Origin of the sequence: Streptomyces bobili, from assembly GCF_002154575.1 — a bacterium.
Classification (GTDB): domain Bacteria; phylum Actinomycetota; class Actinomycetes; order Streptomycetales; family Streptomycetaceae; genus Streptomyces; species Streptomyces bobili.
The window spans coordinates 1-7,811 of sequence record NZ_MUBA01000584.1; the positions used below are offsets into that span (position 1 = coordinate 1).

The 7,811-nt window shown below is 72.3% G+C and carries 8 protein-coding genes; all 8 read left to right on the plus strand.

Going from position 1 to position 7,811, the window contains the following annotated elements:
- The coding region (locus BZL64_RS34125) for an alpha/beta hydrolase (RefSeq protein WP_244205663.1) at nt 1-406 on the plus strand (406 nt) is incomplete at its 5' end.
- Nucleotides 399-1,682 (plus strand): acyltransferase family protein, encoded by a 1,284-nt coding sequence (locus BZL64_RS34130; protein ID WP_086772959.1) that lies wholly within the window; start codon nt 399-401, stop codon nt 1,680-1,682. The genes BZL64_RS34125 and BZL64_RS34130, both read left to right, overlap by 8 nt.
- Before the next feature lie 10 nt (nt 1,683-1,692).
- On the plus strand, nt 1,693-3,213 hold the full coding sequence (locus tag BZL64_RS34135) for a sensor histidine kinase (protein WP_244205665.1): 1,521 nt from the start codon (nt 1,693-1,695) through the stop codon (nt 3,211-3,213).
- On the plus strand, nt 3,210-3,884 hold the full coding sequence (locus BZL64_RS34140; protein WP_086772960.1) for a response regulator: 675 nt from the start codon (nt 3,210-3,212) through the stop codon (nt 3,882-3,884). The genes BZL64_RS34135 and BZL64_RS34140 overlap by 4 nt, the downstream gene beginning before the upstream one ends.
- 119 nt (nt 3,885-4,003) lie before the next feature.
- Complete coding sequence (locus tag BZL64_RS34145) at nt 4,004-5,362, plus strand: sensor histidine kinase (protein WP_086772961.1); 1,359 nt, start codon at nt 4,004-4,006, stop codon at nt 5,360-5,362.
- Nucleotides 5,359-6,024, plus strand: coding sequence for a response regulator (locus BZL64_RS34150; protein WP_086772962.1), 666 nt, complete (start codon nt 5,359-5,361; stop codon nt 6,022-6,024). The genes BZL64_RS34145 and BZL64_RS34150 overlap by 4 nt, the downstream gene beginning before the upstream one ends.
- Before the next feature lie 82 nt (nt 6,025-6,106).
- Nucleotides 6,107-6,544 (plus strand): VOC family protein, encoded by a 438-nt coding sequence (locus BZL64_RS34155; RefSeq protein ID WP_086772963.1) that lies wholly within the window; start codon nt 6,107-6,109, stop codon nt 6,542-6,544.
- A gap of 58 nt (nt 6,545-6,602) precedes the next feature.
- Nucleotides 6,603-7,808, plus strand: a complete 1,206-nt coding sequence (locus tag BZL64_RS34160; protein ID WP_086772964.1) for a cytochrome P450 — start codon at nt 6,603-6,605, stop codon at nt 7,806-7,808.
- Nucleotides 7,809-7,811 lie beyond the last annotated feature (3 nt).

Here is a 7,811-nt window from a genome sequence, read left to right on the forward strand (position 1 = left end):
CGGGCTGCGCGGCGTCACCGGTCCGGGCTCCCGGCTCACCCTCCTGTGCCATTCGTACGGCTCGGTGGTGTGCGGGCGTGCGGCCGACGGTCTGGACGTGGACGACCTGGTCCTCCTCGGCAGTCCGGGCACCGGCGCGGACTCGGCGGCGGACCTGCGCACCCGCGCGCGGGTGTGGGCGGCCCGCGGCGGCGGCGACTGGGTGGCGGAGGTCCCGCACACCGACGTCGACCTGTTCGGCACGACGGTCGGCTTCGGCACGGACCCGGTGTCGCCGGCCTTCGGCGCCCGGGTGTTCTCCGCCGGGGACGGCGGCCACAGCGACTACTTCCGACCGGGCTCGGCCTGCCTGGCCAACCTCGCCCGGATCGTCCTCGGTGCGACCTCGGAGGTCACCCATGCCTGAGACGACCGAGGTCCGGCCCCTGACCAGAGGCCTCCTCCCGACCAGCGGCGTCCTCCCGACCCGGCACGTTCTCCCGGCCCGTCCCGGCATACGGAGGGCGGCCGGCCGGCTCGACGGGCTCACCCCGCCCGATCGGGACCGGGCCGTCGACGCCCTGCGCGCCCTGGCGATCCTCGGCGTCGTGCTCGGCCACTGGCTGGTGACCGCGCTCGTCGCCGACGGAGGCACCCTGCGCGCCGCGAGTCCGCTGGGCCCCATGCCGTGGCTGGCGCCGGTGTCCTGGGCGTTCCAGACGCTCGCCGTGTTCTTCATGGTGGGCGGCCATGTGGCGACGAAGAGCCACGCCTCGGCCCGCGCCCGGGGCGTGAGCTACGGCGGCTGGCTGCGGGCCCGGCTGGCCCGCCTGTTCGTGCCGGTGGCCGCCATGACGGGCCTGTGGACGGTGGCTACGGTGTGTCTGCTGCTCGGCGGGGCGTCCTTCACCACCGTGCACACGGTGGTGAAGCTGGCGCTGTCGCCGCTGTGGTTCCTGCTGGTGTTCGCCGCGCTGACGGCGGTGACCCCGCTGGTTGCCCGGCTCAACCCGTTGTGGCCGCTGGCCGTCGTCCTCCACGTGGACCTGGTCCGCTTCGGCCTGGGCGGCCCGTCCTGGCTGGGCTGGGTGAACCTGGCGGCGGGCTGGCTCGTGCCGTACACGCTGGGCGCGGCCTGGACGCGCGGTGAGCTGGAGCGTCGCCGCGCGGGACGGCTCCTGTGCGCGGGAGGGGCGGTGGCGACGGCCGTCCTGGTCGCCTGGGCGGGCTATCCGGCGTCGATGGTCGGCGTGCCGGGCGCCGCGGTCTCCAACCTCAACCCGCCGACCCTCGCAGCCGTCACTTTCGGTCTGGCCCAGTGCGGCGCCGCCCTGCTGCTGCGTGGCCGGCTGCGGCGGGCCATGCGCCAACCGGTGCTCTGGGCCGCGGTGGCCCTGGTGAACCTCTCCGCGATGACGGTGTTCCTCTGGCATCAGACGGCGCTGATGGCGACCACGGCCACCGGTCTGCCGGCCGGCCGCCTGCCCGGTCTGCACACCGTGCCCGACGGGCTGGGCTGGGTCGCTGCCCGGCTGCTCTGGCTGCCCGTGTTCGCCGCGGTGCTGGCCGTGTGCTGGGCGGCCTTCCACGGGTTCGAGAACCGGGGCGGGCGGCGCCCGCGGACGGGACCGGCCGGGTCGCGGGCGGTGCGGGTCGGACGGCTGCCGGAGACCTCGGAACTCCAGGAGGCCCGTCGTGCATAGGGTGGGCCGGATGAACGGGGTGGAGGAGCGGGTGACGCGCGTCCTGCGGGTGCTCCGCGACGACCTGTGGACGCTCCGCACGGATCCGCTGCCGCCCTCGGTGTGGCTGCGCTGGCTGCCGCACGGCCTGGTCTGTCTGGTCGCGTTCGGCACGCTGGTCGCCAACGGCGACTTCCTGGGCGACCGTTATCAGCTCGGCGCGCAGTTCGGCCCGCTGTGCGCGATCGTGCAGGGTGTGGCCGTGGTGCTGGCGCTGTGGCGTCCGGTGCCGGCGTGGTGGCTGTCGACGGTGGTCACCGTGGTGGTCGCCCTGGTCGCCCTGGTCGCCCGGGGCCGTCTGTTCCACGATCCGCACTCGGGGGACCCGAGCTGGCCGTGGGGGCCGCCCGGCCTGATAGCCCAGTGCACGGTCCTGCTGTTGCTGTCGCTGCGGGTGCCGACCCGGGTGTCGGTCGAGGCGCTCGCGCTGACCGCCCTGGCCACCTATGTCGTCCAGGGCGTGATCGGCGGCGCCAACTACGGGCCGTCAGGCATGCTCGCGGTGACCCTGTTCGCTGTCGTCGTCCTCCTCGGAACCGCCCTGCGCGGTCGCCGTGAGGCCCGGCACCAGCTCGTCGAGCAGGCCGGCATCACCGCCGAGGAGCGGGCCCGTCGCACCGTGCTGGAAGAGCGCAACCGCATCGCCCGCGAGCTGCACGACGTGGTCGCCCATCACATGTCGGTGATCTCGATCCAGGCGCAGGTGGCCCCACATCTGGTGGAGAACCCGTCCGCCGAACTGCGGGAGAATCTCGAAGGGATCCGGAAGAACGCCCTGGAGGCGCTCACCGAACTGCGCAGAGTCCTCGGCGTGCTCCGCTCCGAGAACCCCGAGGACCCCTACGGCCTCGGCGCGGCCGGCGGCGGAGCCGCCCCGCACACCCCGCAGCCCACGCTCGACCGGCTCGACGCCCTGATCGACAACACCCGTGCCGCCGGGTTGGACGTCGTGACCCTGGTGCGGGGAAAGGCACCGGCGTATCCGCCGGGCATGCAGCTGTCGGCGTACCGGATCGTTCAGGAGGCGCTGAGCAACGCGCTGCGGCACGCGCCCGGTTCGCAGGTGCGGGTCGAGGTGACCCACGACCGGCGGGGCCTGTCCCTGGAGGTCACCAACTCCCGTCCGCGCGGTCCGGTCCGGTCCTCGCCCGGCGCGGGGCACGGGCTGCTCGGCATGCGGGAGCGGGCCGTCATGCTGGGCGGTCACGTCGCCGCACACCCGACACTGCACGGCGGGTTCACGGTCCTGGCGTTCCTCCCGAAGGACGGCACGGACCTCCCGCCCGTCGAGGACACCGGCCCGCCCGCCGACCTCGAACTGATCTTTCCCGAGCCCCGCCCGAAGCCGCCGACGGCAGGACCGGCGGCCGGGTCTCCCTCAGGCCCCCTGTCAGGTCCCGCCTCGGGGCTCTCCTCGGGGCTCTCCGGGAAACCCGTCAGGCCCGCCTCAGGACCCTCGGCCGAACCCCCGACAGGAGACGCAACCAGATGACGAGCGGCACGATCCGCGTACTGATCGCCGACGACCAGCAGATGGTCCGGCAGGGCTTCACCGTGCTGCTCAACGCCCAGCCGGACATCGAGGTGATCGGGCAGGCCGTCGACGGGCTCGACGCCGTGGCGCAGGTCGCCGAGCTGTCCCCGGACGTCGTCCTGATGGACATCCGCATGCCCGAACTGGGCGGCATCGAGGCCACCCGCCGTATCACCGTCGCCACCCCCGAGATCAAGGTGCTGGTGCTCACCACCTTCGACCTCGACGAGTACGTGTACGAGGCGCTGCGCGCCGGGGCCTCCGGGTTCCTGCTCAAGGACGCATCCGCCGACCAGCTCGCGGAGGCGGTGCGTGTAGTGGCGGCCGGCGACGCCCTGCTCGCGCCCGGCATCACCCGCAAGCTGATCGCCGAGTTCTCCCGGCTGGACGGCACGCCGCGTGCCCCGCGGAAGGAACGCGTCGGTGACCTCACCGAGCGCGAGACGGAGGTTCTGGCCCTCATCGCGCAGGGCCTGTCCAACGCGGAGATCGCCCGCCATCTCGTCGTCGCCGAGCAGACCGTGAAGACGCACGTGGGCCGGATCCTGGTGAAGCTGGGCCTGCGGGACCGCACCCAGGCGGCGGTGTTCGCGTACGAGTCGGGACTGGTGAGACCCTCCGGTTACTGACCTCCCGCCCCGCGGTTCCTCCCGACCCGCGGTTCCGCCCCGTAGTACTTGAGAGGGACCCGGCGGAACCCCTCTCACTGGTGACGACCGCTACCCCCGTCTCGGCCTACCGTTCTGATGTGACCGAGACGACCCAGACGCACACGACACCGCCGGACGACCCGTACGCCGCCTACAAGCCGCGCAGCCCGGAGATCCGGGCGTTCATGGGAGCCCTGCGGGGGCTGCGGGAGGACCTGTTCGACGATGCCTTCGCCTACCGCCCGCTGCCCCGCCGTGAGCCGGACGGCCGCTTCACCCGCAGGCTGACGGGACGCAAGCGGGAGTACGCGACCTGGTCGCGCCACCTGCTCGTCGGGGCGGGCGGCGCGCTGGCCGTGCTGGTCTCCATCGCCGACGGCGGCGGCGGCATCACGGGCCTGCTGTGCGGGCTGCTGGCCCTGGCTCCGGTCCTGCTGACGCTGGTCCGCCCGGCGGGCGCCTTCTGGCTGTCGCTGGTGTCGACCACCCTGGTCGCCACCATCGGCACGGCGTGGAGCGAATGGCCGTGGCTGCCGGGCAGCTTCGTCTCCCACCTCGTGGTGCTGACGGTCGTGGCGATACGCACCCGGCCGCGCACGGCGGCCTGGATGTGGCTGCTGACCGCCGCCTACGGCTTCGTCGCCGAGACGGCCTTCAGCTGGGGCCACTACGGCACCAACGTCTCGCCGATGATGGTCTTCTCCGCGCTGATCCTGCTGGCCGTCACGGTCTGGCACATCCGCCGGCAGGCGGAGGAGGAGGTGACCGCCCAGCAGACGGTGACGGCGCACGAGCGCTCCCGGCGCACCCTGCTGGAGGAGCGCACCACGATCGCCCGCGAACTGCATGACGTGGTGGCCCACCACATGTCGGTGGTCGCTATCCAGGCGGAGGCCGCGCCCTACCGGGTGGAGAATCCGCCGCCGGAACTGGAGAAGGCGTTCGCGACGATCCGGGAGAACGCGGTCGCGGCCCTGACCGAGCTGCGCCGGGTCCTGGGCGTGGTCCGCGCCGAGGACTACGAGGCCCCCGACACCCCGCAGCCCACGCTCGCCGAGCTGGACGGCCTCCTGGCCAATGTGCGCGAGGCCGGCCTCCCGGCGGAGAAGGTGGTGACCGGCGCGGTGCGGGAACTGCCGCAGGGCGTGGAGCTGTCGGCGTACCGGATCGTGCAGGAGGCCCTGAGCAACACCCTGCGGCACGCGCCCGGTGCGAGCGCCCGTGTGGAGATCGGCTATGTGCTCGGCGGGCTGGGCCTGCGCGTGGTCAACGGTCCGCCGCCCAACCCCGCCCTGGTGAAGCCATCGCCGGGAGCCGGGCACGGCATCACGGGCATGCGGGAGCGGGTGACCATGCTGAACGGCGAGATGACGGCGGACCCGACGCAGGAGGGCGGTTACGAGGTGGCGGTGTTCCTTCCGGTGCCGATGGCCACCGTGGACGAAGGTGAGGCATGACCATCCGGGTACTGATCGCGGACGATCAGATGATGGTGCGCGAGGGCTTCTCCGTCCTGCTGAACGCGATGGCGGACATCGAGGTCGTCGGCGAGGCGGTCAACGGCCGTGAGGCGGTGGACCGCGTCCGTGAACTGGCCCCCGACGTCGTCCTGATGGACATCCGGATGCCCGAGATGAACGGCATCGAGGCGACTCGGGAGATCGTGGCCGCGGACGGCGCGGCGAAGGTGCTGGTCCTCACCACCTTCGACCTCGACGAGTACGTCTACCAGGCACTGCGCGCCGGAGCCTCCGGCTTCCTGCTGAAGGACGCCTCCGCCCGCCAGCTCGCCGACGGGGTCCGGATCGTGGCCGCCGGAGAAGCGCTCCTCGCCCCGTCCGTCACCAGACGCCTGATCACCGAGTTCTCGAAGCTGAGCGACGGCCCCCGGCTGCCCCGCGGCGCCCAGGCGTCCTACGGCGACCTGACCGACCGGGAGACGGAGGTCCTGGTCCTCATCGCGCAGGGCCTGTCCAACGCGGAGATAGCCGGGCGGCTGGTGGTGGCGGAGTCCACGATCAAGACGCACGTCAGCAGGATCCTGGTGAAGCTGGGCCTGCGGGACCGCACCCAGGCGGCGGTGTTCGCGTACGAGGCACGGTTGGTGAGACCGGGGTAGGTCACGCGCAACCATGTCGCGGGACCTCCTTCCCCACCCCCGCGTTCACCGTCCTCATCGACCACCTGAAGGGTCACCCCTCATGGAACAGCGAGTCACTCTGATCACCCTCGGCGTCTCCGATCTCGCCCGGTCCAAGGCCTTCTACGAAGCCCTCGGCTGGCGGGGCCAGGAGGTCGAGGAGACCGTCTTCTTCCAGGCGGGGGGCCTGGGACTGGTCCTGTGGGGGAGGGACAAGCTCGCGGCGGACTGCGGGCTGGAGGCCGGGAAGGCGGGCGGGTTCGGCGGCATCGTGCTCGCGCACAACGTTCGGTCCGACGCCGAGGTCGACGAACTGCTCGCCGCCGTGGAGCGAGCCGGCGGCACCGTCACGAAACCCGCTGCGGTCAACGAGATCGGCTTCTACTCCAGCGCGTTCATCGACCCTGACGGCCATGCCTGGGAAGTCGCCTGCAACCCCGGGTTCCCGCTGGCGGAGGACGGCTCGGTGACCATCCCGGACTTCGGCCAGGCGCAGTAGAGGGATGAGACACAAACACCCCTGGTCAGGCGGGGGGCTGCCGGGCTAGCGTCCGTGCATGGCAGCCTTCGATCCCTGGGACCCGGCGTTCCTCGCCGACCCCTACCCCGCGTACGCCGAGCTGCGTGAGCGTGGCCGTGTGCAGTACTTCGAGCCCACCGGGCAGTGGCTGGTGCCGCACCACGCGGACGTCTCGGCACTGCTGCGGGACCGGCGGCTGGGGCGGACGTACCAGCACCGTTTCACGCACGAGGACTTCGGGCGGACGGCGCCTCCTGCGGAGCACGAGCCGTTCCACACGCTGAACGACCACGGGATGCTCGATCTGGAGCCGCCGGACCACACCAGGATCCGGCGTCTGGTGTCGAAGGCGTTCACCCCGCGCACGGTCGAGCGGCTGAAGCCGTACGTGGAGCGGCTGGCCGGTGAGCTGGTGGACGGGCTGGTGGCGGCCGGCGGGGGCGACCTGCTGACGGACGTCGCCGAACCGCTGCCGGTGGCGGTGATCGCCGAGATGCTGGGGATCCCGGCGTCGGAGCGGGCCCCGCTGCGGCCGTGGTCGGCGGACATCTGCGGGATGTACGAGCTGAGCCCGTCGGAGGAGACGGCCCGCCGGGCGGTGCGTGCTTCGGTGGAGTTCTCCGAGTTTCTGCTGGAGCTGATCGCGGCCCGCCGCAAGGAGCCCGGCGACGACCTGATCTCCGGGCTGATCGCGGCCCACGACGAGGGCGACCGGCTCACCGAGCAGGAGATGATCTCGACGGCCGTGCTCCTGCTGAACGCGGGCCACGAGGCCACGGTGAACGCCACGGTCAACGGCTGGTGGGCGTTGTTCCGCAACCCGGACCAGTTGGCGGCCCTGCGCGCCGACCACGGCCTGGTTCCCTCCGCCGTGGAGGAGTTGATGCGCTACGACACCCCGCTCCAGCTCTTCGAGCGCTGGGTCCTCGACGAGATCGAGATCGACGGCACGGTGGTCCCGCGGGGTGCGGAGATCGCGATGCTGTTCGGCTCCGCCAACCACGACCCGTCGGTCTTCGCCGCCCCGGACCGCCTGGACCTGACCCGCGGGGAGAACCCGCACATCTCCTTCAGCGCGGGCATCCACTACTGCATCGGCGCCCCTCTCGCCCGTATCGAGCTGGCCGCGTCGATGGGGGCCCTGCTGGCGAAGGCCCCCACGCTGCGTCTGGCGGCGGAGCCCGAGCGTAAGCCGAACTTCGTGATCAGGGGACTGGAGGGCCTCAGCGTCGAGGTCGGGTAGAAC

Coding starts and splice junctions, on each gene's coding strand:
- BZL64_RS34135 (WP_244205665.1), top strand. CDS start 1,693: ATGAACGGGGTGGAGGAGCGGGTGACGCGCGTCCTGCGGGTGCTCCGC.
- BZL64_RS34160 (WP_086772964.1), top strand. CDS start 6,603: ATGGCAGCCTTCGATCCCTGGGACCCGGCGTTCCTCGCCGACCCCTAC.
- BZL64_RS34155 (WP_086772963.1), top strand. CDS start 6,107: ATGGAACAGCGAGTCACTCTGATCACCCTCGGCGTCTCCGATCTCGCC.
- BZL64_RS34130 (WP_086772959.1), top strand. CDS start 399: ATGCCTGAGACGACCGAGGTCCGGCCCCTGACCAGAGGCCTCCTCCCG.
- BZL64_RS34150 (WP_086772962.1), top strand. CDS start 5,359: ATGACCATCCGGGTACTGATCGCGGACGATCAGATGATGGTGCGCGAG.
- BZL64_RS34140 (WP_086772960.1), top strand. CDS start 3,210: ATGACGAGCGGCACGATCCGCGTACTGATCGCCGACGACCAGCAGATG.